General features: G+C 58.0%; 22 protein-coding genes. 6 read left to right on the top strand and 16 right to left on the bottom strand.

What is annotated here, in order from left to right:
• Positions 1–63: 63 nt before the first annotated feature.
• Positions 64–834 (bottom strand): pimeloyl-ACP methyl ester esterase BioH, encoded by a 771-nt coding sequence (gene bioH, locus SB13_RS15840; protein ID WP_026741279.1) that lies wholly within the window; start codon positions 832–834, stop codon positions 64–66.
• A 68-nt stretch (positions 835–902) separates the two neighbouring features.
• Between bioH and gntX the strand changes: the two genes are divergently transcribed.
• Positions 903–1,607: a DNA utilization protein GntX gene (gene gntX / locus SB13_RS15835; RefSeq protein ID WP_026741278.1), complete on the top strand. Its 705-nt coding sequence runs from the start codon at positions 903–905 to the stop codon at positions 1,605–1,607.
• A gap of 59 nt (positions 1,608–1,666) precedes the next feature.
• The gene (gene nfuA / locus SB13_RS15830; RefSeq protein WP_026741277.1) at positions 1,667–2,242 is read left to right on the top strand and encodes a Fe-S biogenesis protein NfuA; all 576 of its coding nucleotides are present in this window, start codon (positions 1,667–1,669) and stop codon (positions 2,240–2,242) included.
• A gap of 50 nt (positions 2,243–2,292) precedes the next feature.
• Here nfuA and malQ read toward each other — a convergent pair whose 3' ends face one another.
• From malQ to glpE, 4 genes are all read right to left on the bottom strand, one after another.
• The gene (gene malQ / locus SB13_RS15825; protein WP_026741276.1) at positions 2,293–4,398 is read right to left on the bottom strand and encodes a 4-alpha-glucanotransferase; all 2,106 of its coding nucleotides are present in this window, start codon (positions 4,396–4,398) and stop codon (positions 2,293–2,295) included.
• A gap of 641 nt (positions 4,399–5,039) precedes the next feature.
• On the bottom strand, positions 5,040–5,798 hold the full coding sequence (locus SB13_RS15820; RefSeq protein WP_026741275.1) for a DeoR/GlpR family transcriptional regulator: 759 nt from the start codon (positions 5,796–5,798) through the stop codon (positions 5,040–5,042).
• A gap of 2 nt (positions 5,799–5,800) precedes the next feature.
• A complete protein-coding gene (glpG, locus tag SB13_RS15815; protein ID WP_026741274.1) occupies positions 5,801–6,637 on the bottom strand; it encodes a rhomboid family intramembrane serine protease GlpG in 837 nt (278 codons plus the stop codon).
• 90 nt (positions 6,638–6,727) lie between these two features.
• A complete protein-coding gene (gene glpE / locus SB13_RS15810) occupies positions 6,728–7,048 on the bottom strand; it encodes a thiosulfate sulfurtransferase GlpE (protein ID WP_026741273.1) in 321 nt (106 codons plus the stop codon).
• A gap of 228 nt (positions 7,049–7,276) precedes the next feature.
• Here glpE and glpD point away from each other — a divergent pair, with 228 nt between their 5' ends.
• Positions 7,277–8,818: a glycerol-3-phosphate dehydrogenase gene (glpD, locus tag SB13_RS15805; protein ID WP_051616393.1), complete on the top strand. Its 1,542-nt coding sequence runs from the start codon at positions 7,277–7,279 to the stop codon at positions 8,816–8,818.
• A 125-nt stretch (positions 8,819–8,943) separates the two neighbouring features.
• Here the strand turns inward: glpD and asd are convergent, their stop codons facing one another.
• Entirely contained in the window at positions 8,944–10,047 is a 1,104-nt protein-coding gene (gene asd, locus SB13_RS15800) for an aspartate-semialdehyde dehydrogenase (RefSeq protein ID WP_026741272.1), read from the bottom strand.
• 201 nt (positions 10,048–10,248) lie between these two features.
• Here asd and SB13_RS15795 point away from each other — a divergent pair, with 201 nt between their 5' ends.
• Positions 10,249–10,842, top strand: coding sequence for a YhgN family NAAT transporter (locus SB13_RS15795; protein WP_026741271.1), 594 nt, complete (start codon positions 10,249–10,251; stop codon positions 10,840–10,842).
• A gap of 40 nt (positions 10,843–10,882) precedes the next feature.
• Here the strand turns inward: SB13_RS15795 and gntT are convergent, their stop codons facing one another.
• The 5 genes from gntT to pldB all read right to left on the bottom strand — a co-directional run bounded on the left by gntT (position 10,883) and on the right by pldB (position 16,740).
• Positions 10,883–12,199 carry a gluconate transporter gene (gene gntT, locus SB13_RS15790; RefSeq protein WP_026741270.1) on the bottom strand — a complete coding sequence of 439 codons (1,317 nt, stop codon included), beginning with the start codon at positions 12,197–12,199 and terminating at the stop codon, positions 10,883–10,885.
• 416 nt (positions 12,200–12,615) lie between these two features.
• Complete coding sequence (gene gntR / locus SB13_RS15785) at positions 12,616–13,611, bottom strand: gluconate operon transcriptional repressor GntR (protein ID WP_026741269.1); 996 nt, start codon at positions 13,609–13,611, stop codon at positions 12,616–12,618.
• 222 nt (positions 13,612–13,833) lie between these two features.
• On the bottom strand, positions 13,834–14,529 hold the full coding sequence (locus SB13_RS15780; RefSeq protein WP_026741268.1) for a pirin family protein: 696 nt from the start codon (positions 14,527–14,529) through the stop codon (positions 13,834–13,836).
• Positions 14,530–14,886: 357 nt separating this feature from the next.
• Positions 14,887–15,699, bottom strand: coding sequence for a sugar/pyridoxal phosphate phosphatase YigL (yigL, locus tag SB13_RS15775; RefSeq protein ID WP_026741267.1), 813 nt, complete (start codon positions 15,697–15,699; stop codon positions 14,887–14,889).
• 48 nt (positions 15,700–15,747) lie between these two features.
• The gene (gene pldB, locus SB13_RS15770) at positions 15,748–16,740 is read right to left on the bottom strand and encodes a lysophospholipase L2 (RefSeq protein WP_026741266.1); all 993 of its coding nucleotides are present in this window, start codon (positions 16,738–16,740) and stop codon (positions 15,748–15,750) included.
• 113 nt (positions 16,741–16,853) lie between these two features.
• On the opposite strand from pldB, the gene rhtB reads away from it, so the two are divergent.
• Positions 16,854–17,474, top strand: a complete 621-nt coding sequence (gene rhtB, locus SB13_RS15765) for a homoserine/homoserine lactone efflux protein (RefSeq protein WP_026741265.1) — start codon at positions 16,854–16,856, stop codon at positions 17,472–17,474.
• A gap of 50 nt (positions 17,475–17,524) precedes the next feature.
• Here the strand turns inward: rhtB and rhtC are convergent, their stop codons facing one another.
• The 3 genes from rhtC to pldA all read right to left on the bottom strand — a co-directional run bounded on the left by rhtC (position 17,525) and on the right by pldA (position 20,999).
• The gene (gene rhtC, locus SB13_RS15760) at positions 17,525–18,142 is read right to left on the bottom strand and encodes a threonine export protein RhtC (RefSeq protein WP_036150161.1); all 618 of its coding nucleotides are present in this window, start codon (positions 18,140–18,142) and stop codon (positions 17,525–17,527) included.
• A 45-nt stretch (positions 18,143–18,187) separates the two neighbouring features.
• Entirely contained in the window at positions 18,188–20,011 is a 1,824-nt protein-coding gene (gene recQ / locus SB13_RS15755; protein ID WP_026741263.1) for an ATP-dependent DNA helicase RecQ, read from the bottom strand.
• Between the two features lie 118 nt (positions 20,012–20,129).
• Positions 20,130–20,999, bottom strand: a complete 870-nt coding sequence (gene pldA, locus SB13_RS15750; protein ID WP_026741262.1) for a phospholipase A — start codon at positions 20,997–20,999, stop codon at positions 20,130–20,132.
• Positions 21,000–21,313: 314 nt separating this feature from the next.
• Between pldA and rarD the strand changes: the two genes are divergently transcribed.
• Positions 21,314–22,216: an EamA family transporter RarD gene (gene rarD, locus SB13_RS15745; RefSeq protein WP_026741261.1), complete on the top strand. Its 903-nt coding sequence runs from the start codon at positions 21,314–21,316 to the stop codon at positions 22,214–22,216.
• Between the two features lie 51 nt (positions 22,217–22,267).
• Here the strand turns inward: rarD and corA are convergent, their stop codons facing one another.
• A complete protein-coding gene (gene corA / locus SB13_RS15740; protein WP_026741260.1) occupies positions 22,268–23,218 on the bottom strand; it encodes a magnesium/cobalt transporter CorA in 951 nt (316 codons plus the stop codon).
• Between the two features lie 168 nt (positions 23,219–23,386).
• Positions 23,387–23,521, bottom strand: coding sequence for a YsgD/CorL family protein (gene ysgD / locus SB13_RS18200; RefSeq protein WP_394296379.1), 135 nt, complete (start codon positions 23,519–23,521; stop codon positions 23,387–23,389).
• Between the last annotated feature and the right edge of the window lie 7 nt (positions 23,522–23,528).

Raw genomic sequence — 23,528 nt, 5'->3', positions numbered from 1 at the left:
GCATCACCTGGACAAAACTGCGGGTGCTGCGCATTCGCGCAATAAGAACGACGGGAGATGCCGTTACTGCACCCTTGTGAACGCCAGCAACGCCTCGACCACATCATCAGGATGCGAGATAAACGGCGCGTGCGACGCCTTGGGAATGATCACCGAGGTCGACTGCGGCCAGCACTCATCGAGCAGCGGCACGATAGCGCGAGGCACCAGGCCATCCAGCGCGCCATATATCCGTAGGAAAGGAACGGTGAGCGACGCCAACGGCGCCCGCAAGTCCACCTGCGATAAGATCTGCAGCCCGCCGTTCAGTACGTCCACCGTCGGCATCGGCTGGTCCAGCACCNCGGATTTCAGTAGCCTGGCGTCCTGTTTTGCACTGGCGGTTCCCAGCGTTTGCAGCGCCAGAAAACGCTCCACGGTTCGCTGAAAATCTTCCTGCAACTGCTGCTGAAAACCCGCCAGTACGGTGGGTTTGATGCCCGGCCATGTCTCTTGCGCCTGAAAGCAGGGAGAGGAGGATAACGACACCAGCGCGGTAACGCGCTCCGGGTGAGTCAGCGCGATTTGGCTGGCCACGAGTCCGCCCAGCGACCAACCCAGCCAGATGGCGTTCTGCGGCGCGCGGGCCAGTACTTCGGCGGCCATCTCCGCCAGCGGCATCGGCCCAAACCCCTGACTTTGCCCAAAGCCCGGCAGATCGGCGCGGTGCAGGCGAAAATGCGGCGCCAATCGCGGAACGATGCTGTTCCATACCTGCGCATTCAGTCCCCATCCGTGCAGCAGCACAATTTCTTGTTCGCCTTCACCTTCCGTCTGCCAATGCAACGTTGCCATGCGTTATCGTCCTTCTTCTTATACGTAAATAGTGATGTCGCGTCGTTTTCATCATGAGGGGAAACAGGATGTTCACCTTTTTGGCGCAGTGCCGGCTTTGCCGGCAGCCGCTGTATGATAGTCATCATGGGATATGCAGTCACTGCCTGCGTCGTCTTCCGCCACCGCCCTGCTGTTGTCCGCGCTGCGGCCTGCCCGCGGCTTCGGCATCGCTCCCTTGCGGTCGCTGTCTGCAACATCCGCCGCCCTGGCATGCACTGCTCTTTGTCTCCGATTATCGGCCGCCTTTGGATGGGTTGATCAAACAGCTGAAATTTTACGGTCAGGGAGACATCGCCCCCGCGCTGGCGCGCCTGCTGTGGCTATGCTGGCGCCAACGCTATCGGCAGTCGGCGCTGAGCGCGCCGCATTCGGGGTTTCCGCCGCCAGACCTGCTGTTGACCGTACCGCTGCACCGGGGACGGCAGTGGCGGCGAGGCTATAATCAAACGGCGCTCTTGGCCGCGCCGCTGGCGCGCTGGCTGAACTGTGGCTATGTGGCCGACGGCCTCACGCGCACACGCCCTACTCCGCCACAAAGGTCATTGACCGCCTCGGCCCGCCGCCGTAATTTGCGCGGGGCGTTTAGCTGTACGCTGCCGTTGGCGGGGAAACGGATCGTTGTGCTGGACGATGTGGTGACCACCGGCAGTACGATGGCGGAGATCGGCCGGGTGCTGCTGAGGCAGGGCGCGGCGCACATCCAGGTCTGGTGTCTGTGCCGCACCTTGTAGTGACCGGCGGGATGGGCGTATTATAACCAACTGGCGTAGTCAACTATTGAGTTAAAATTATGATCCATATTACCGACACTGCTCAGGAGCATTTTGTCAAACTGCTGGCAAAGCAAGAGGAAGGCACCCAGATCCGTGTTTTCGTCATCAATCCCGGCACCCCGAGTGCTGAGTGCGGTGTTTCTTACTGCCCGCCCGATGCCGTTGAGCCGAACGATACCGAGCTGAAGTTTGAGAAGCTGTCGGCCTACGTCGACGAACTCAGCGCCCCTTNCCTGGAAGATGCCGAGATCAATTTCGTCACCGATCAGCTGGGCTCCCAGCTCACGCTGAAAGCGCCTAACGCCAAGATGCGCAAAGTGGAAGACGATGCTCCGCTGGTCGAACGCGTGGAATATGTATTGCAGTCGCAGATCAACCCGCAGCTGGCCGGTCACGGCGGACAGGTGTCGCTGATGGAAATCACCGATGACGGTTACGCTATTTTGCAGTTCGGCGGCGGTTGCAACGGCTGTTCTATGGTGGATTACNCCCTGAAAGAAGGGATTGAGAAAGAGCTGCTGCAGAAGTTCCCGGAACTGGCGGGCGTTCGCGATCTCACCGAGCATCAGCCCGGCGAGCACTCTTACTACTAATATCCCCGCGCTCCACATTGCCGACCCAGACGGGNCGGCAACGACCGGAGTTATTTCCCCGCGGGCGCGCCGCCATTCCTGCTCGGCAACGGTCCGTTTCGTCGCAGATCGATATCACGTATTAGCCGTTCCAGATAACTATCGCCGAAAATGGAATCCAGAGTCCGACTCAGCTTGCGCCGCCAGTTGGGATATTGCTGTTCTCCGCCCGGCACACAGACCGGCGTCGCCATATCCAGCCACTCCTCCAGCCGCAGTCCCAGCAGGCCGCTGGCGCTTTCCGCCAGGTAGCGCTGTACGCCGCGATTTAACTGGGCGCTCATCGTCGTCAGCGTCGCGTTGCGCCCAACGCGCTGAGGCAGATGACCATACTGATGCAACGCATCCAGCAATGCCTGTTTAGCCTGCTCACGCGCCTTCAGTCTGCGGCTCAACAGCACGTCGCCGGCGCACAGGCCCAGTTCGTGCGTCAACATGAGATCAATGCTTTGCCAGTAGCCCCTCAGCGTCGGTAAATCGTGCGTGGTCACCGTCGCCATCGAGCGCGGCGGATAGTCCTGCGGCGCGTAAAATTCCCCCTGCTGGTTGCGCTCGAAAAACAGCACCCGACAGGAGTAGATACGGCTATCGCGCAATTTGCTGACCATCCCTTCAGGCAAAACGCCCTGCTCATCGCCCATCACCATACAGCGATGACGCTGACTCTCCAGCGCCAGGATCGCCAGCAGGTCGTCCACGGGATAATAGATAAAGCCGCCGTCCTCCGACGCGCGCTCCTGCGGAACCCACCACTCACGCATCAGCGACGCCACATGATGGAGACATATCGCGCTGGTATGCGCCATGTTGCTGCGAATCATATCGATGAAAGGCTGATAGCCACTGCTCTGCAACTGGACTGGATTGATCGGCGCCAGCGGCCCGCTTTGTCCTTGCGGCATCCGTGTTTGCGGCACGGCGCCAATACTGGCGTCATGGCAGAACAGGGGACGCTCCTGCCAGGAATCGGCGCTGCGACACGCCACGCCTTCCGCCACTTCACGATACAGCCCAAGCGGCATCCCCAGCTGTTTGCTGTGGTCGTAGCAGGCCGCCAGCTGTTCGTGAGCCAGCCACTGTAGCCAGCAATAGAACACGACATCTTCAGCGTGAGACTCCTGAAAGCTGACCACGCTTTCGCCCCGCGCATCCTGATAGCACTCGGGCCATTGGCTCCAATCGCTGAACGCGTCGCCGTCACGTTCCAGCCACGCGTATAACGCATCAAAGGTCGCCTGTTGCCGCAACCTGTCGCCGCCGCGGGCGATGAATTGCTGAAAGGCGAGCTGACGCGGATCGAGCACGCCGCGCAGGTTGAAGTGTTGGAACGACAGGCGCAAAGCGTCCCGCTTCAGCGCGGCGACCGAGCGATAGTCCACCCAGCGGCTGCCGCGAACGGTGGATAACCGACGCTGCGTTTCATCGCTGCGCCACCACCGCTGCGCCTCCTCGCTCTGGAGGAAATCATCCACGTGATTGACGTCGATATAGATGGTGTTAATCCAGTAACGCGATGAGGGGCTGTAAGGGTTAGCGTTATCCGGCCCGGAGGGAGACAGCGCATGCAGAGGGTTGAGTCCGACGAACGCGCCGCCGCGCCGCGCCACCTCTTCCAGCAGCGTTTTTAGATCGCCGAAATCGCCAACACCCCAGTTATGCTGAGAACGCAGGGTATACAGCTGTACGGAGACGCCCCACCAGCGTTTCCCCTGCGAAAGCGCATCCGGTTCGTAGCAACACACCGGCGCGATAATCGCCTGACAGCGCCACCGCCGACCGGCTTGTTCCAGCGTCAGACGATGATACCCCTGGGGTAAAGGCTCGGGCAGCGTCAGGACAGTTCCTCCCGCGATCTCGCCCTCAATCAGGCCGCCTTGCTCGTAATGGAACGTCCAGCGATAGTGGCCGTCGCCCTGCACCCAGATCGTCACAGGTTCACCTTCGCGCCACACTTTCACCGGCGGAATCGGCTGGTTATTGATCCCCTCTGCGCTCAGCAGGCTCAACAGTTTCGCTTGTGTGGACCTGTCGATTCGTTGATGGCGACCGGTGTCGTCAACGTAGGTCTCGGCGATGGAGATTCGCCGGGGTATCGTTTTATTAGCCTCTAACGCCATGTTTATTGCTTCCTTAACAACGCATCTGCCCCATGCGTTTTGATAATCATGAGTCCGATCGGCCTGAACATCTCCATAAAGAGCGCGCGATTCACCTGGCGGCAGCACAGTCGCGCATTCCGTTACGGTACAGCGAGTTCACTCGGCTGTGGATGACTGTATATCAGAGCGGGATTGTCGATAGCTCTCAGGGAAAATACCCACTCAGCCAGCCATTTCCGGGGGCAAGCCAGGCGCTTCACCCTCGTCAGGCTGTAACGATCATACTCCTTCAGTCTACGGCTGAGAGCAGTTCAGTGAGCGATACCGTCGCTTCGCCATGCCGTCGGATCGCCGCAGAGCGGGCTAAACCTCGAAAGCCACGACGGAGTCTGTCGAGCCAATGTCCGGATGGTCGCCGGCGAGAGTGACTGATGTAGACGTGTCGTGCATCACGTCACCGGCGGTAGATGGCAGCCTAATCGAACGCCTGCATCCAAGCAGGGTATATCGGAACTATATCGAGCTGATGATCATCGTGCAATTGCCGCTGATAGGCATAGCAAGATCAACGCGTTATATCTTCGCCGACGAGGAACGCTTACGTTCCCGCATCCGGCCATGGCGGCGATAAAACAGAGGAACCGCTGACACGCTTTACCTCAGCACAGCGACAGCTGCACCTTGGATTTTTCGATAATTTTCAGCACGCCGGCGGGCGGCAGCCGGTCGGTGAACAAATAATCGATTAAATCCATAGTGCCGAGATTCACCATCGCGTTACGGCCAAATTTGGAGTGGTCGGTGACCAACATCACGCAGCGGGAGTTGTCGATGATTGCACGCTTGGTGCGAACCTCGTGGTAGTCGAACTCCAGCAGGGAGCCGTCTATATCGATGCCGCTGATCCCGAGAATGCCGTAGTCGAGGCGGAATTGAGAAATGAAGTCCAGCGTCGCCTCGCCAATGATGCCGCCATCGCGGCTACGCACCTCGCCGCCGGCCAGAATCAGGCGGAAATCGTCTTTGCTTTTCAACAGGGTCGCCACGTTGAGATTGTTGGTGACCACACGTAACCCCTTGTGGTTCATCAACGCGTGTGCGACCGCTTCCGGCGTGGTGCCGATATCAATAAACAGCGTCGCGCCGTCCGGGATTTGACTGGCGACCTGCCGGGCGATGCGGGCTTTTTCATCCGACCACATCGTTTTGCGATCCTGATAGGCGGCATTGACGGAGCTGGAAGGGAGTGCGGCGCCGCCGTGATGACGGTGGATCTGATTCCGCTCGGACAGGTCGTTAAGATCGCGACGGATGGTTTGCGGGCTGACGGAAAAATGCGCTACCAGCTCTTCGGTGCTGACGTAGCCCTGCTGGCGCACCAGTTCGATAATGGCCTCATGCCGCTGCGTTTGCTTCATGATTATCCCCTCTTCGCCGGTACGCGACGCCCGGTATCCCACCACGCCATCAGCAGTCCCACCACTAACCCGGCAATGTGGGCGCCGTTGGCGATGGACATGCCGAAGATATCGAAATAGCCCGCGACCAGCCACAGGACGGAGAACACCATCAGTCCCCGCTGTAGATGCAACGGCCCGTCTGGCTGCCGCTCTCCCCGCAGCCAGACATAGCCCATCAGGGCATAGACCACGCCGGAAAGGCCGCCGAAATAGACGCCGCTGAACCACGACTGCACCCAGCCGCTGAGCGCCGCGGACAGCAGCAGGATCACGGAAAGCTTGCGGGTACCGAGCGTTTTTTCTACCGGCCCGCCGAGATACCACCACCACATCAGGTTGAACAGGATATGCAGCAGCGAGAAGTGCAGCAGGATATGGCTAAACCAGCGCCACAGTTGCATCCCTTGACCACTCTCCGGGTAGGACAGCAGCAGCATCATCCGTTCAACGCCGTAGAACTGCATCAGGAGATAAACGGCGATGGTGACGACCAATACTGCCAACGTCAGCGGCCCCGCGCGCTGACGAAGCTCGCCGACAAAGGAGAAGGCAGGATAGCGCAATCCCGTGCGCGTGGTGCCGCTTTGCCAACTGGCCGCCTGGTATCGCGCGTGCCAAGGCTCTTCCATGAAACGATCCAGCTCCTTATCCACCCGCGCCAGCTCGCTATCATCCTGCAGCCACAGCTCGTACTCGCCGTCGTTGACGCGTATCGCCAGCCGAATGTGCTGAGTGCGCATGTAATCCACGAACGCCTGAGCTTGGCGCGGGTTGGGTAAAGCGATAATCCGGATCATGGTGGCTATGCTTCTCGCTGTATCGTTCAATGAGCTTGATTCTAAAACATTTAGCGCGGGAAAATCAGCGCCATCCCTAACGAATCCTCGTCAGCCCGCCGACGTGTCCTGCGGGAAGCGGCGTTGCCAGGCCTCAAAACCGCCGTCGACGCTGTACACAGAGGAAAATCCGAGGCTAAGCAGGTATTGAGCGGCGTTGCGACTGCTGATGCCGTGATAGCACAACACCATCACCGGCTGCGCGAGATCCGCCCCGTCGACAAAGCCATTCAGCGAGTCATTGGTCAGATGGACCGCGCCCGGCACGTGCGCGGCGGCAAAACTTTGCGGGTCTCGAATATCGACCAGTACCTCACCTGACTGCCAGCGCTGATAAGCCTGCTCTACATCAATCGCCTCAAACTGCTCCATGATTCTCCGCCCCCATTGTTATCAAATTGTGTCGATTGTATCGCACTCCCCACGCCGGACCCCACAAAAGCCGGGAGGAAGAGCACATTTCTCTTACTATGGCCCCATTATTGTTAACTGAGTCACGTATAAATGTATTTATTTGGTTAAACCTTGGCGTGAATGTTTGTTTGCGATTATCATCGTGAGCGAAAACGAACATTTATGCGAAATACGGCGGAGGGGAATGTGGAAACCAAAGACCTGATCGTGATCGGCGGGGGAATCAACGGCGCGGGTATTGCTGCGGATGCGGCGGGCCGAGGCCTGTCAGTGCTGCTGTTGGAAGCGCAGGACCTGGCTTGCGCCACCTCTTCCGCCAGCTCCAAGCTGATTCATGGCGGCCTGCGCTATCTGGAACACTACGAATTCCGGCTGGTTGGCGAGGCCTTATCCGAACGCGAAGTCCTGTTAAAAATGGCGCCGCATATCATATCGCCGTTGCGTTTTCGCCTGCCCCATGAACCTCATCTGCGTCCGGCATGGATGATCCGCGCAGGGCTGTTTATGTACGACCATCTGGGCAAACGCGTCAGCCTTCCGGCCAGCCGCGGTCTGCGTTTTGGACCCGAGTCGGCCCTGAAACCAGAGATGACGCGCGGTTTCGAATATTCCGATTGCTGGGTCGACGACGCCCGCTTGGTGGTGCTGAATGCGCAAGAGGTTGAGCGCCACGGCGGCCAGGTACGTACCCGCACCAAAGTCACGCGCGCGCGCCGTGTCGACGGTCTGTGGCACGTCGAGGCGGAAGATGCGCTGACCGGCGAAACACACAGCTGGCAGGCTAAAGGGTTGGTGAACGCGGCGGGCCCCTGGGTGCGAAGTTTCTTCGACGAAGGGCTGTCTTTGCCCTCGCCCTACGGTATCCGCCTGATCAAAGGCAGCCATATCGTGGTGCCGAAAGTTCATAACGAGCCGCAGGCCTATATTCTGCAAAATCAGGATCACCGCATCGTTTTCGTCATTCCGTGGATGGATGAATTCTCCATCATCGGCACCACCGATATGGAGTACCACGGCGATCCGCGCCATGTCAGCATTAATGACGACGAAGTCGACTATCTGCTGGACATCTACAACCGCTATTTCAAGAAACCGCTGACCCGCGATGACATCGTCTGGAGCTACTCCGGGGTAAGGCCGCTCTGCGACGATGAGTCCGATTCACCGCAGGCGATCACCCGCGATTACACGCTGGCGATCGACGACGATCACGGACGCGCCCCGCTGCTATCCGTCTTCGGCGGCAAGCTCACCACGTACCGTAAGCTGGCGGAACATGCGCTGGACAAGCTGGCGAAGTACTACCCACAGGCCGGCAAAGCCTGGACGCAGCAGGCGACGCTGCCGGGCGGAGACATTCAGGGCTCCCGCGACGATTACGCATCCCGCCTGCGTCAGCATTACAACCTGCCGGAGTCTTTAGCCCGACGCTACAGCCGCACTTACGGCAGCCAGACCGAACAGCTTCTGGGCGACGCGCACAGCGTCGGCGAACTGGGCGAACACTTCGGGCATATGCTCTATGAGGCCGAACTGCGCTATCTGGTCGAACATGAGTGGGTCGTTTCCGTGGAGGATGCGCTGTGGCGCAGAACCAAGCTCGGCATGTGGCTGGACGAAAATCAGCAGCAGCGCGTCAGCGCTTGGCTAGAGCATTACCGGCGCCAGCGCGCGGAAGAGACTATTCCGTCACGGCATGCGGTGACGGCGGGCCCCCTGAGCCATTAGTCCCCTGCCGACAGCCGAGGCGCCAGCGAGAACACGCGTGCAGTAAAGAAAACCGGCAGGAAACAGGAAAAGAGCAGGAAGGGTAATCGCCCCNCCGCGCAGCCTGCGCAGTGGGGCGATATCATTTAGAGCAGGATACGCAGCATGCGACGCAGCGGCTCCGCCGCGCCCCATAGCAGCTGATCGCCGACGGTAAAGGCGGACAGATATTCCGGCCCCATATTCAGCTTACGCAGACGGCCAACCGGCGTAGACAGCGTACCGGTCACGGCGGCGGGCGTCAGTTCACGCATGCTGAGCTCGCGATCGTTCGGCACCACTTTCACCCAGTCATTGTGGCTGGCCAGCAGCTGTTCGATTTCCGGCACCGATACGTCTTTCTTCAGTTTGATGGTGAATGCCTGGCTATGGCAGCGCAACGCGCCGACGCGCACGCACAGACCGTCAACGGGGATCACATCGCGGGTCGCCAGAATCTTGTTGGTTTCCGCCTGACCTTTCCACTCTTCGCGGCTCTGGCCGTTATCCAGCTGTTTGTCGATCCACGGGATCAGACTCCCCGCCAGCGGAACGCCGAAATTGTCGGTCGGCAATGTGCCGCTTCGGGTCAGCGCCGTCACTTTACGTTCAATATCCAGAATGGCGGAGGCTGGACTCTGCAGCTCTTTCGCCACTTCCGCATTCAGCATCCCCATCTGCACCAACAGTTCGCGCATGTGGCGAGCGCCGCCGCCGGACGCCGCCTGATAAGTCGATACGGACACCCAATCCACCAGATTGTTAGCAAACAGGCCGCCCAGCGACATCAGCATCAGGCTGACCGTGCAGTTGCCGCCGACAAACGTTTTGATGCCGTCATTCAGACCCTGTTGGATGACCGCATGGTTGACCGGATCCAGGATAATAATAGCGTCATCACTCATGCGCAGCGTGGACGCCGCATCAATCCAGTAACCCTGCCAGCCACTTTCACGCAGCTTCGCATAGACTTCGTTGGTATAATCGCCGCCCTGACAGGTGATGATAATATCCAGCGCCCGCAGCGCCTCCAGGTCGTAGGCATCCTGCAATACGCCCTGCTGCCCGCCGAGCGTAGGAGCCGGCTGGCCGTGCTGGGAAGTGGAAAAGAAGATCGGGCGGATGGCATCGAAATCGCGTTCTTCTACCATGCGTTGCATGAGTACCGAACCGACCATTCCGCGCCAGCCAATAAAACCAACATTTTTCATGTTTGCTGTCCTGCTTGGGGGTGACGAAAAGAAGTCTGGCTGCCGTTTCTGGCAGTAACATTGTTTAAAGTGATGACGTTCAACCTTACAAAATGTACGTAAAGTCGCAAGTTAATTTATTCAATCTCGTCGGCTTTTTCAGCAGCACAGCTAATAACAGCGCGCGAATTCGCGCCTCATGACGACAGGAGTCAACTCCCCATGACCGAAATGATTTCAGCCACCGTTTTACTACTGCTCATCATGGATCCACTGGGAAACATGCCGATTTTTATGTCGGTATTGAAGCCCCTTCCCGCTAAACGTCGCCGCGTTGTGTTGGTCAGGGAAATGGTGATTGCGCTGGGCGTGATGCTAATTTTTCTGTTCGCGGGAGAGAAAATCCTGGCGGTACTGAACCTGCGTACCGAGACCGTGTCGATTTCCGGCGGGATCATCCTGTTTTTGATCGCTATCCGCATGATCTTCCCTTCACCGAAAAATGAGTCCACCAGCCTGCCGGAGACGGATGAACCCTTTCTGGTGCCGTTGGCGATCCCTCTGGTCGCCGGCCCGTCTATATTGGCGGCGCTGATGCTGCTGTCCCACCAATATCCGCAGAAGCTGGCTCATCTGACGCTGGCGCTGTTTATCGCCTGGGGCATCTCTTTCATGATCCTGCTGATGTCCAACCTGTTCCTGCGACTGCTGGGAGACCGAGGGGTCAGCGCGTTGGAAAAACTGATGGGGCTGGTGCTGGTGATGCTCTCCACGCAAATGTTCCTCGACGGCATTCGCGCTTACCTGCAGCTGTAATCCGATATTCTGCCGGGATCCGCCCGGCAGAAGCCCAGCGTCAGACCACCAGGCTCATCAGCAGACAGCCGAGCAACCCGCAAACCGCGATGATCGTTTCCAGCGCCGACCAGGATTTCAGCGTCTCGCCGATGGTCAGGTTGAAATACTCTTTGAACAGCCAAAAGCCGGGATCGTTAACGTGAGAGAAAATCACGCTTCCGGACCCCACGGCTATCACCATCAGTTCTGGACTGACGCCGGTCGTGGCGATCAGCGGNGCGGCGATGCCNCCCGCCGTCATGGCGGCCACGGTCGCCGAGCCGAGCGCAATGCGCAGCGTCGCGGCAATCAACCAGGCCAGGAACAGCGGCGACAGGCTGCTGCCTTCCATCATGTGGGCGATGTATTTATCCACCCCGCTGTCGACCAGCACCTGCTTAAAGGCGCCGCCGCCGCCCAGAATCAACAGCATCATGGCGATGATTTTGATGGAGTCGGAGACGGTCGCCATCACCTCATCCATCGTGCGTCCGCGGTTAAGGCCGAAGGTAAAAATCGCGATCAGCACCGAAATCATCGTCGCCATCACCGGATCGCCGAAGAACTCCGCGTAAGGCAGCAGCGCGTGTCCGTGCGGCAACACCATTTCAGCAATCGCCCTCACCGCCATCAGAATGACCGGCACCAGCGCCGTACCGACGCTGACGCCGAAGCTGGGCATTTCCTCTTCGGTAAATTGCTTAGGGTTGTACAGACCTTCGGGCACCGGCTTATCGATTTTCTTCAGGAAACGGGCGAAAACCGGACCGGCCAGTATGGCGGTGGGGATCCCGAGCAGCGTACCATAGAGCAGCGTTTTGCCCATATCAGCATGGAAAATGGCGGCGATAGCCGTCGGCGCCGGATGCGGCGGTAAAAAACCGTGGGTGACGGACAGCGCCGCAGCCATCGGCACGCCGGCATACAGCAAAGGAATACGCGCGGAGGCGACGATGCTGAATATCAGCGGCAGCAACAGAACAAAACCGACCTCATAGAACAAGGCGAAGCCAACGGTAAAACCCGTCAGCATGATAGCCCACTGGATGTTTTTGTGGCCGAACCCGTCAATCAGCGTGGTGGCGATCCGCTGCGCGCCCCCGCAGTCCGCCAGCATTTTCCCCAGCATCGCGCCGAAACCCATGACAAGCGCCAGACTGCCCAATGTCCCGCCGACCCCGTTTTTGATGGACGCGATAACTTTATCGACCGGCATGCCCTGCAAGATCCCGACGGCCAGGGCCACCAGCACCAGCGCGATAAACCCATTCAACTTACATCGAATCATTAACAACAGCAGTATGGCGACACCGACAGCAACGATGACTAATGGCATAACCTTTCTCCGGCAGAGCCTCATCGCTCCCGGAAACCACCGGAGAACGAAGGCGAAGGTGATTCTGCTACGGCCCATCAATGGCCGAGTACGGCAGCAGCGATGAAACATCAGAAGCGATGGGTGAAGCACCATCAGGAAAACGGACGATACCCGTAATGTTACCGGTATCATGATACCGGTAACATGTTAAGAACTGGAACTAGCCTGTAGCACTTAATTTACAGTTTGGGATAAAGATCAAATATTGCCAGGCGAGAGGGGCGCTTTTGGCGATGATGAATTTTTCGACAAAAGCGAGTCGACAGCCAACGTTGCCGTAGTCGAATCCGCCCGCGGCGAACGAGCCGGTGTGTCATGAGGAGGGAGACATCGCGTACTGGCGCCCCAATGATAAGGCGCCATGAATGATTGACTTACAAACTGTCGCCGGGCAGCAGTTCGAAACCTTCGTCGTGCAGGGCCGACGTCACCGGCTCGCCGTTCAAACGCGCCAGCAGCATTTCGGCGCCCACTTCGCCAATGCGCTCACGCGGGGTCAGGACGCTCGTCAAGCGGGGAACCATCGCCTGGCCGATGTTGTGACCGTGGAAGCCGACAACCCCCATCTGCCGAGGAATACTCAGTCCTTGACGCTGACACTCGAAAATCGCGCCGATCGCCAGGTCGTCGTTGGTGCAGAACACGCTGTCGATGTCCGGGCACTCCATCTGCGCTCGCCGCAGCAGTTCACCGCCCAGCGTGTAAGACGAGGCGCTTTCGCTCATCACGCTGTGGGGGGTTAAACCCGCCTCCTGCATCGCCAGCTCATAGCCCTGCCGCTTCATCAGGGTGCGTTCATCCAGCCGCGCGCCCAGATACACCACGTGTCGACGTCCTCGCCCAAGGATGTGCCGCGTCATCTGTCGTGAGGCTTCGACGTTATCGAAACCCACCGCCATATCCAGACAGGGTGACACAGAATCCATCAGCTCCACGACCGGGATACCGGAAACGTTGATCATCTGCCGGGTGCGGACCGTATGGGTGCGTTCCGCTAATATCAAGCCGTCGATGTTGTAAGACAACAGCGACATCAAGCGCTGCTCTTCCTTCTCAGGATGATAGCCATAGTGCGCCAGCATGGTTTGATAACCCCGCGCTTCCGTTACCCGCTCAATACCCCGCAGCACTTCTGCAAAAACCTGATTCGTTAGCGATGGCAGCAGAACGCCGATGGCGCGGCTGGTGGCGTTGGCCAGAATATGGGGCGTGCGGTTGGGAATGTATCCCAGCTCATCCAGTACGGCGGCGATTTTCTTTTGCAGCGTAGCAGACACCTGGGAAGGATTACGCAGATAGCGGCTGACCGTCATTTTCGTGACGCCGACGCGATCTGCGACATCCTGAAGAGCCGGTCTTTTCTTCTTGATCATCCGTGGCTATCCAACTCGGGGAAAGTAGTCGGAGTCTAACAAAAAACCGGGGAGTGAGTATCAATACCATACCGGATGACCCCGACTTTCATGACGGGTGAGACCGGCTTCGCAGCATGGGTCGGAACTCGATTACGCGCTGAAACGGCGCCGACACGGTGGTCACTGCCGACGCCCCGGCTTGGCATGATGCGTTTTATTGCCCACAGGCACAGGCCCTTACACCGGCGGTAAATCAAACAGCAGGATTTCACTGTCTTCATCCGTGCTGATCGAGAGCGTGCTTTCGTCCCATAACGCCAGCGCATCGCTGGTGCTCGCCGACTGTCCATTTACCGTGACCGTGCCGCGCACGACCTGGATCCAGACGCGGCGGCCGGTCTCGATGTCATGCTCCGCCTGCTCCTGCGCCTTCAGCGCCCAGCGCCACAGCGACATGTCCTGAAAGACCTTGAGAGAACCGTCGCTCCCCTCCGGCGACAATACCCGCTGTTTGCCTTGCTTATCGTCAAAGCGACGCTGCTCATAGCGCGGCGTCAGGCCTTTACGGTCCGGGATAATCCAGATCTGATACAGATGCAGCAACGCATCCGGGCTGGCGTTGTATTCCGAATGGCGAACACCGGTGCCCGCGCTCATGATCTGGAACTCTCCGGCCGGGATCCGCTCGTGATTCCCCATGCTGTCCTGATGTTCAATGGTGCCGGACAACACATAGGTCAAAATTTCCATATCCCGGTGCGGATGCATGCCGAATCCCTGCCCGCCTTCGATACGATCTTCATTGATCACCCGCAGGGCGGAAAATCCCATGAAGTCGGGATCGTGGTAATCGGCAAATGAAAATGTATGCCAGCTGTCGAGCCAGCCGTGGTTGGCATGTCCGCGCTGCTGCGCCTGACGTAAATAGATCATCGTTGCTTCCTCCGTCGTTTTGAACAGTCTAGCGACGGCGCGTCGGGAAGATAGCGTAAAAAACTCACCGTACCGTTCAAAAAAATAGCGGTATTTATGGAAACTAGTTTCCATAAATAATGCAGACAAAAAAAAGCCAGCACCCGAGCTGGCTAAATAAATACTGGAAGCAATGTGAGCAATGTCGTGCTTTCACAGCAAAACCTCACTGAATCATCGAGATCGAGACAGAGGGGCTTTCCCGGAACGCATGGCAATAATAATCATTATCATTCGCACCTGTAAAGCGTTTTTTTGGTCTTGTCACTCTGCTTACACATCGCACATCTCGACATATCCTGGCACATCACCCATGCATTAGCGTGCGATCAGCGGGGCATACACTCTGCGCAGATAGTTCGGCACCGCGTCATCCGCGTTAGTGCCGATCACTTCCAGCTCTGGCAAACGGTCTTTCAAACGCTGGTGGGCGGCCGCCATGATGCAGCCTTTTCCCGCCATCGAGAGCATTTCCAGATCGTTCATGCCGTCGCCAAACGCGATGCAATCCTTCACGCCGTGCCCCATGAGTTTCGCCACCTGCTCCAGCGCGTGTCCCTTCGATACGCCGCCCGCCATCACTTCCAGACAGTTCACCGAAGAAAAGCTTACGTTGACGCGGTCGCCCCAGCGAGCGTTGAGCGCCTCTTCCAACGGCAGCAGGCGTTCGTGATCGTCGCAGGTGAAAAAGACTTTCCCCACGTCGTCGGTGTCCAGCGCCGACGGATCGAACAACTGGTACTTGAAGACGGACTCCTGGAAGAACTGCTCCTCCTCCGGTCGGGAACGGCTCATGAACCAGTCATCGCCCCGGTAGATGTGAGTGAGGATGTCCTCGCGGTCGTACATGATGCCGAACAGGTCGCGCGCGATATCGCTGTCAAGATTGTGGCTGACCAGCAACTCTCCGTCGGTGTTGTGCACGCGGGCGCCGTTTGAGGTGATCATGTACGCGCTGATCCCCAGCCTGTCGCGGATCTGTGCGACATCCTTATGATGCCGTCCGGTGGCGAAGACAAAATGAACGCCCTGCTCCGTCAGCAGTTGCAACGTTTCTCTGGCATAGGGGGTAAGCGTATGAGCGGGGGACAGCAGCGTGCCATCCAAATCGGAAGCGACAATTGGGTACATACGTTGGAATCTAACCTCCGCAGGTTAAACGCGGCCGGGCCGCAGAATTTAGTGATATTGCGCAAAATGGTGCAGAATCCGGCGTAAAACGTCGGCACGCACCGTATCTTCTTCAAACAGCATGTCATGTCGGGCGCCGCGTATCACTTGCGGCTTTCCTCCGGCCACCGGATGACCCGCCACCGCCATCGCTTTGCAGAATGCATCCTGCCCACGGTTATCCACCACCCGGTCGTCCTCCGCCTGCAGCACGAGCAGCGGCACCGTCATCTTTGCGGCTCTCGACATCAAATCTCTTCCCGCTAACAACGCTTCTCGCACCCAGTGGTAGGNGGGCCCGCCGATCCGCAGAGACGGGTCGTCGGCATAGATGCGCATGCTGCGCAAATGCCGGGCACGGCTGTGGGTCAGCACGTTGAGGACAAAAGGCAATGGCTGCCACTGGCTGGCGCCAATGGCATAGTAGTCACGCAGCTTCGGGTAACGTTCGGTCCGGTCCAGAATGCGCCAGGCCAGCCATTCCGGCATGGGCAGATGGATGTCGCACATGGGCGCGCAGAGCGCGGCGGCATCGAATGCCTCGGGCCTACGGGCCAGAAAATCGGCCAGAATCACACCGCCCATTGAGTGCGCCAACGCAAAGCGCCGTTTATAGCCGCTTTTCGCCAGCTGCAGTTGCCAGAACTGCGCCACGTCATCTACATAGTCGCTGAAATTCTCGACGTGACCGCGATGAGTATCTTTCAGCAAACGTCCTGAACGTCCCTGCCCGCGATGATCCATCATCAGCACATCATAACCATTGTGGAACAGGTCGTAGGCGACCTCGGAATATTTGACGTAGCTGTCGGTGCGGCCGGTGAGCAGCATCACCACCTGATGATGGCGCGGAGAGGCAAAGCGGGCAAAGCGGATAGGAACGCGATCGACGCCGATGAACTCGCCCTCGTCCCGCCGCCGCCAGAAGTCCAGCAAAGGTCCGTTGGAAAACGCAGCGTACTGCGCCTCTCGGTTTAGTAGACACTCAGGGTACTGAGTCATCACACATTCTCGCAGTTATTCATGACGGCTAGACCTGGTTTTGTGAGCTCTGGCGCAAAAATCGGCGTTGGCGTATTGTGGCATAAAAAGCGACATTCAGGGAGCACTGACGCATGACCATCGAGTGGTGGTTTACCTATCTCGTGACCACATTGATTCTGAGCCTTTCGCCGGGTTCCGGCGCCATCAACACCATGAGCACCGGCATCAGTCACGGTTATCGCGGCGCCTTTGCTTCGATTGCCGGCCTGCAGGTCGGGTTGATCTGCCATATTGCGCTGGTGGGCATCGGCCTCGGTGCGCTGTTGTCTCAGTCCGCTCTGGCGTTTGAAGTGCTCAAATGGGTCGGGGCGGGCTATCTGATTTGGCTTGGCATTCAGCAATGGCGTAGCGCAGGCGGTCTGGATTTGAACACGCTGGCAAACACTATGCCGCGACGCAGGCTGTTCAAACGGGCCGTACTGGTCAATTTGACTAACCCGAAAAGCATCGTGTTTCTGGCCGCGCTGTTCCCGCAATTTGTCATCCCGCATCAGCCTCAGACCATGCAATATTTGGTGCTGGGCGTCACCACCATCGCCGTGGATATCGTCGTGATGATTGGTTATGCCTCGCTGGCGACGCGGATCGCCAAGTGGCTGAAGGGACCGCGACAGGTGAAGCGTCTGAATAGAGTTTTCGGTTCGATGTTCATTATGGTGGGAGCGCTGCTGGCCTCGGCCCGTCGAGCGTAATGCCAAGACGCGCAAAAGGTCATGGCGATGCGCTCGTCATGACCTCGCGTTTAGCGCGAGACGATAAGATGAATACCAAATCCCGCGAAGAGGATGCCCGCCACGCCGTCTACCCATTTCGCCAAACGCTGATAGCCCCGGCGCATGACCGGCAGCGCAAACACCATCGCCACCATGGTGAACCACACCAGCGTTTCTAGCGAAATCAGCGCAAATAGCCCCCAGCGCTCACTCGGGCCCACGTTATCGCCGACGAACAGGGAAAAAACGCTGCCGAAGTAGATCAACGCCTTGGGATTCGACAGGTTGGTGACAAATCCACGAATGAAGAACTTGCCGCGCTTAGGCAAATCAACACTGGCTTCAGCGACGTCGGACTGTTGCGCTTTCTGGCGCGCCGAGCGCAACATTTGCCATCCCATCCAGCACAGGTAAAGGCCGCCGCCGACGGTGATGATGCGGTGCAGCCACGCCATCTGCATCAGCAGCAGGTGCAGGCCCATCAGGGCGATCGCCGCCCAGACCATCACGCCCAGTGTGATCCCTAGCACGCCCATCATCGCTTCACGGCGCGAACGGCTGGCCGCAATCTGCGAAACAAAGAAAAAGTCCGGCCCCGGGCTCATCAGGGCGACGAAATGGACCAAGGCTAGGGTCAGGAACAGCATAATGACACTCCCGTTATCGTGGTTCGTTCAGAGGCATAAAACAGCTTAATCGTCGTCTTCCAGATGCTCGCGGATGAGCGTCATGAACGGCACGCCGAAGCGCTCTAGCTTGCGTTGGCCCACGCCGTTAACGTTCAGCAGCTCGCTGGCCGTAACCGGCAGGATTTCCGCCATCTCCAGCAGCGTCGCGTCACTGAAGACGACGTACGGCGGAATGTTGTTTTCATCGGCGATGGATTTACGCAGCTTGCGCAGTTTGGCGAACAGTTTGCGGTCATAGTTGCCGCCGTATGATTTCTGGCTGACGCGCGGTTTCAGGTTGATCAACCGCGGTACGGCGAGTTGCAGCGGGACGTCGCCGCGCAGAACCGGTCTGGCCGCTTCGGTCAGTTGCAGCGCGGAGTGCTGCACCACATTTTGCATCAACAGTCCCAAGTGGATTAGCTGGCGCAGCACGCTGACCCACTGTTCCTGCGTTTTATCTTTGCCGAGACCGTAGACCGGCAGCTTGTCGTGGCCGAACTCGCGAATACGCTGATTGTTGGCGCCGCGCAGCACTTCCGCGATATAGCCAATGCCGAAACGCTGGCCGACGCGGTACACGCAGGATAAGGCTTTCTGCGCATCGACCAGTCCGTCGTAACTTTTCGGCGGGTCCAGACAGACATCGCAGTTGCCGCACGACTGCTGGCGCCCTTCGCCAAAGTAGTTGAGTAGCACTAGCCGTCGACAGGTTTGCGCTTCCGCAAACGCGCCCATGGCATTGAGTTTGTGACGCTCGATATCCAGCTGCGGACCCGCGGGTTTTTCTTCCAGACAGCGACGCAGCCAGGCCATATCGGCCGGATCGTAAAACAGCGCCGCTTCCGCAGGCAGGCCGTCGCGCCCGGCGCGGCCGGTCTCCTGATAATACGATTCGATGTTGCGTGGAATATCGAAGTGCACCACGAAGCGGACGTTAGGCTTGTTGATCCCCATCCCGAACGCCACCGTGGCCACGACGACCTGCAGGTCGTCGCGCAGAAACGCTTCCTGCACCTGAGCCCGGCGCTCGTTCTCCAGACCTGCATGGTAGGCCCCCACGCTTAAGCCGCGATTTTGCAGGCGAGCGCACAGGTCTTCGACCTTCGCGCGGCTGTTGCAGTAAACGATGCCACATTTACCGCGTTGGCCCTGCACGAACATCCACAGCTGATCGAGCGGTTTGAATTTCTCCACCAGCGTATAGCGGATGTTAGGTCGGTCGAAGCTACTAATGTGAATCAGGGGATCGTGCAAATCCAGCAGACGGACGATGTCCTGACGCGTGGTGTCGTCCGCCGTGGCGGTCAGCGCCNCCACCGACAGGCCGGGGAAACGCTGTTTCACCTGCCCCAGCGCCCGGTACTCCGGCCGGAAATCATGCCCCCATTGGGAAATACAGTGCGCTTCGTCGACGGCGATCATCGCCAGCTGCCAGTGAGACAGATGATCGAGAAAACTTTCAGAAGTCAGGCGCTCGGGAGCGATATACAACAGTTTGACGTCGCCGTTGCGGCAGCCGGTCATGACCTGATGCTGCTGCTCGCGCGTTTGCGTGGAGTTAAGGCAGGCGGCGGAAACGCCGTAGGCCTGAAGCTGATCCACCTGGTCTTTCATCAGGGAAATGAGCGGAGACACCACCAGCGTCAGCCCTTCCATGACAAGAGCAGGGATTTGATAGCACAGGGATTTACCGCCACCCGTGGGCATGATCGCCAGGCAGTCCTGCCCGTTGAGGGCAGCGTTGATAATCGCTTGCTGGCCGGGCCGAAACTGCTGATACCCGAAGGTTTCGCGCAACACCTGCGTCGCCAGCGCTTCTTTATTCAATACTTCTGCCGTAGACACGCCTTCACCGCTTTTATAAAAACAAACAGGCGCTATTTTCAGCGCCGTTTGATAAAACTGCAACGTTTGTATGCAGGCTTTTACTTACCACCCTCGACAATCCCGGCCCAACGCGGCCTCAGAACATATCGTTCAGGGTCACGCCGACGCCGACACGCGTCTGACGATGGTTGTAGTCGATCAGCGATTCGCCGTAGCCGCTGAAGACTTTGGTGTAGAAGCGCACGTGCTCGGTCAACGGGTAGCTCCAGCTGACTTCACCGCCGCCGTAGCCGCTGTTCCAGTTGTAGCGTCCTTCCGCGCTGAAAATGCTGTCGCCCCACAGGTAACCGACACGGACACGGTAATGACCCATGTAGCGGGTGATATCCGGGTTGTCGTCTTTGTTGTCGGAGAGACGCAGCCAGGGTTTCAGCTCCACCTGCCAGTTGCCGTTCTGCGCCATCAGACGCGCATAGGCGCGGTTCCAGCTACGTGACGTGGGATCGGAGCGGCCATTGGACTGATGGTTAAAGCCCACTTCCACATCGCGTAAGGTCCAGCCCGCCAGGCTGTAGTCCGTCGCCCAGCCCAGGAAGATCTGCGGCTCGTAATTGGTTTCACGGAAAGGGGAAGATTCGCTTTTGTTGGAAAGCTGCCACCAGGAGCCTTGGGTGTAGGACGCGCCCAGCAGCGAGTTGTCGCCCAAAATACCGCGCCATAGCGGGAAGCCTAAACTGATTTGGAAGTTAACCTCGTCTTTGCGAGCGTTATTTCCCCAGTTGTAGCTCTGAATCGCTTCCCGGTTGATATTGCTGGTATAGGTGTAAAGCAGGTAGTTATTTTCGTATGGGTAAAGAATGAACGGACTGTCATGCTTTTGCAGCAGGCTGGCGATAATGCTGCCGCGGACCGCCGGTTTATCATGAATTTCCTGCACTGTGGCTTCCTGCGCCTGGACCTGCGCCGTTAACAGCAACGCCAGCACACCACCCCAAATTTTACGCATGCACGTATTTCTCCAACTGACCGTAAGGTTATTTTTGATTTGCCGCTGGCATTGTACACAGAAAATAACCGGTTACGTTATAGACAGCCACGAATCGGTATTTTCTGTATGGCGGCGGCGCCCATTTCCCACGTGCCGACCTTATTCACGACGCGTCGCGCAGACTCGGCGCTGACCTTTACCTGCCGGACAACGCCGCATCTCATGCTGGGAAAATCCGCTATTGCCGCCGTGTTAACCGCAATATACGGGTGTTGGCGGACTTTATTTTAAGTAAAATAGCCCTTTCACCCTGTTTATACTGAGCAATTACAATGGAAACGCAGCAAACTCGCCAGGGAGTCCTGTTCGCTCTTGGCGCTTACATCATCTGGGGTATCGCCCCGGCCTATTTCAAACTCATCGAACAGGTTCCCGCCACTGAAATCGTTTCGCACCGCGTGATTTGGTCGTTCTTTTTTATCCTCATCCTGCTCAGCGTCAGTCGTCAATGGAAGCAGGCCATCGCCCTCCTGCACCAGCCGAAACGATTGCTGATGCTGGCGGTGACCGCCCTGTTTATCGGCAGCAACTGGCTCACCTATATCTGGGCCGTCAACCATCACCACATGCTCGAAGCCAGCCTGGGTTACTTCATAAATCCACTGGTCAGCGTGCTGCTCGGACTCGTGTTTTTAGGTGAAAGGTTCCGCCCCATGCAGTGGCTCGCCGTCGCGCTGGCGGTATGCGGAGTACTGGTTCAGCTGTGGAAATTCGGCTCCCTGCCGTCTATCGCGCTGTGGCTGGCCTTTAGCTTTTCCGTCTATGGCCTGTTGCGTAAAAAGATTGGGGTCGATGCGCAAACGGGTATGCTGGTCGAAACTCTGTGGCTAATCCCCGTCGCGTTGGTGTACCTGTTTTGCTACGCCGACACGCCGACCAGCCACTTAACGCAGAACTCGCTGTCGTTGAATCTGCTGCTGCTCTCAGCCGGTATCGTTACCACCGTCCCGCTGCTGTTCTTCACCGCCGCCGCGGTGCGCCTGCGTCTCTCCACGCTCGGCTTCTTCCAGTACATCGGCCCGACGCTGGTGTTTTTACTGGCTGTTGTGGCCTACGGCGAGTCGTTCACACAAGATCAACTGGTCACCTTTGCCTTCATCTGGCTGGCGCTGGCGATTTTCATCGGCGACGCGCTTCGTACCCAGCAGAAGCAGATGCAGAAACGTCTGGCGTAAAAAAAGGCCCCGTCGCTATCGACGAGGCCTGTCCTTTCTCTTTTTCGGCGGTTACAGCCAGTTGCGACGTTTAAAGTACAGATAAGGCGCCAGACCGGCCAACACCATCAGCACCAGCGCCGCCGGATAACCAAAGGTCAGCTTCAGTTCCGGCATGAATTCGAAGTTCATGCCGTAGCTGGAAGCCACCAGCGTCGGCGGCAGGAACACCACGGACACCACCGAGAAGATTTTGATGATGCGGTTCTGTTCGATATTGATGAACCCCATCGCCGCCTGCATCAAAAAGTTAACTTTCTGGAACAGTGATTCGTTGTGCGGCAGCAGCGATTCGATATCTCGCAGAATTTCCCGCGCCTGCTCCAGCTGACCGCTCGGCAGCCGCGCTTTGCGCACCAGGAAGTTCAGCGCACGCTGGGTATCCATCAGACACAAACGCACCTTCCAGCCGATATCTTCCAGCTCCGCCAGCGTCGACAGTGCATCGTCGTACTCGTCGCCCTGTCGGCCATCCATAATGACGCGGCTCAATGCTTCCAAATCGCTGTAGATGTTTTCGATTTCGTCCGCCAACTGCTCGATTTTGGTTTCAAACAGGTCCAGCAGCAGCTCATAGGCGTTGCCGTCAATCAGCGTCTGCGCACGGGCGCGCATGCGGTACAGGCGAAACGCCGGCAGCTCGCGCTCGCGCAGGGTATACAAACGGCCGTCGCGGATGGTGAATGCCACCGTGGCATTACCCGCATGATCTTCCGCATCTTCGTAAAAGAAGAAGGAGTGAATATGCAGGCCGTCTTCATCCTCGAAGAAACGCGCGGAGGCTTCAATGTCTTCCAGTTCGGGTCGAGTCGCCAAGGTTTGGCCCAATTGGGTTTGTACCTGGTCCCGCTCGATTACGTCCGGTTCGACCAAATCCACCCACACAGACGAGGTGAGATCCTGGCTTTCTTCCATTTCCAGACGGGTTAAACGGCTGTTTTCCAGCTTGAATGCGCTCAGCATAGGTCATGCTCCCTAAAGGTGTTCTGGCAGGGACAATACGCGCTTGTAACACAGAAAAGAGGGTGAAAAATCACCATCAGATTCCAGACCGTTTGACGGTGCTGACTCGATGCGATGTGTGAGGAGATCGCTGACAACCACTAAGGCTATCAGCAACAGAGGATAGCCTTAGAAGTTGTACCTAAGAAATAGGTGAGTGAGCCAGTATCGACTGGGTGTGTCCAAGGCGTGGGTCCTCCGGGAATAATGATGCGCGCATGTTACGCTGAGATGAAAAAGGCTGTCAACACGCACGCAGGCCATTAATGCA

This window comes from Lonsdalea quercina subsp. quercina, from assembly GCF_000688695.1.
GTDB lineage: Bacteria > Pseudomonadota > Gammaproteobacteria > Enterobacterales > Enterobacteriaceae > Lonsdalea > Lonsdalea quercina_D.
The sequence above is the reverse complement of the archived record's forward strand: the minus strand, read 5'-3'. Positions and strand labels throughout refer to the sequence as shown.

Coding starts and splice junctions, on each gene's coding strand:
- SB13_RS15820 (WP_026741275.1), bottom strand. CDS start 5,798: ATGAAGCAAACGCAGCGGCATGAGGCCATTATCGAACTGGTGCGCCAG.
- malQ (WP_026741276.1), bottom strand. CDS start 4,398: ATGGCGTTAGAGGCTAATAAAACGATACCCCGGCGAATCTCCATCGCC.
- SB13_RS15780 (WP_026741268.1), bottom strand. CDS start 14,529: ATGATCTATTTACGTCAGGCGCAGCAGCGCGGACATGCCAACCACGGC.
- rhtB (WP_026741265.1), top strand. CDS start 16,854: ATGACCATCGAGTGGTGGTTTACCTATCTCGTGACCACATTGATTCTG.
- rarD (WP_026741261.1), top strand. CDS start 21,314: ATGGAAACGCAGCAAACTCGCCAGGGAGTCCTGTTCGCTCTTGGCGCT.
- glpG (WP_026741274.1), bottom strand. CDS start 6,637: ATGATCCGGATTATCGCTTTACCCAACCCGCGCCAAGCTCAGGCGTTC.
- glpE (WP_026741273.1), bottom strand. CDS start 7,048: ATGGAGCAGTTTGAGGCGATTGATGTAGAGCAGGCTTATCAGCGCTGG.
- pldA (WP_026741262.1), bottom strand. CDS start 20,999: ATGCGTAAAATTTGGGGTGGTGTGCTGGCGTTGCTGTTAACGGCGCAG.
- SB13_RS15795 (WP_026741271.1), top strand. CDS start 10,249: ATGACCGAAATGATTTCAGCCACCGTTTTACTACTGCTCATCATGGAT.
- gntX (WP_026741278.1), top strand. CDS start 903: ATGTTCACCTTTTTGGCGCAGTGCCGGCTTTGCCGGCAGCCGCTGTAT.
- ysgD (WP_394296379.1), bottom strand. CDS start 23,521: ATGGCCTGCGTGCGTGTTGACAGCCTTTTTCATCTCAGCGTAACATGC.
- yigL (WP_026741267.1), bottom strand. CDS start 15,699: ATGTACCCAATTGTCGCTTCCGATTTGGATGGCACGCTGCTGTCCCCC.
- rhtC (WP_036150161.1), bottom strand. CDS start 18,142: ATGCTGTTCCTGACCCTAGCCTTGGTCCATTTCGTCGCCCTGATGAGC.
- asd (WP_026741272.1), bottom strand. CDS start 10,047: ATGAAAAATGTTGGTTTTATTGGCTGGCGCGGAATGGTCGGTTCGGTA.
- corA (WP_026741260.1), bottom strand. CDS start 23,218: ATGCTGAGCGCATTCAAGCTGGAAAACAGCCGTTTAACCCGTCTGGAA.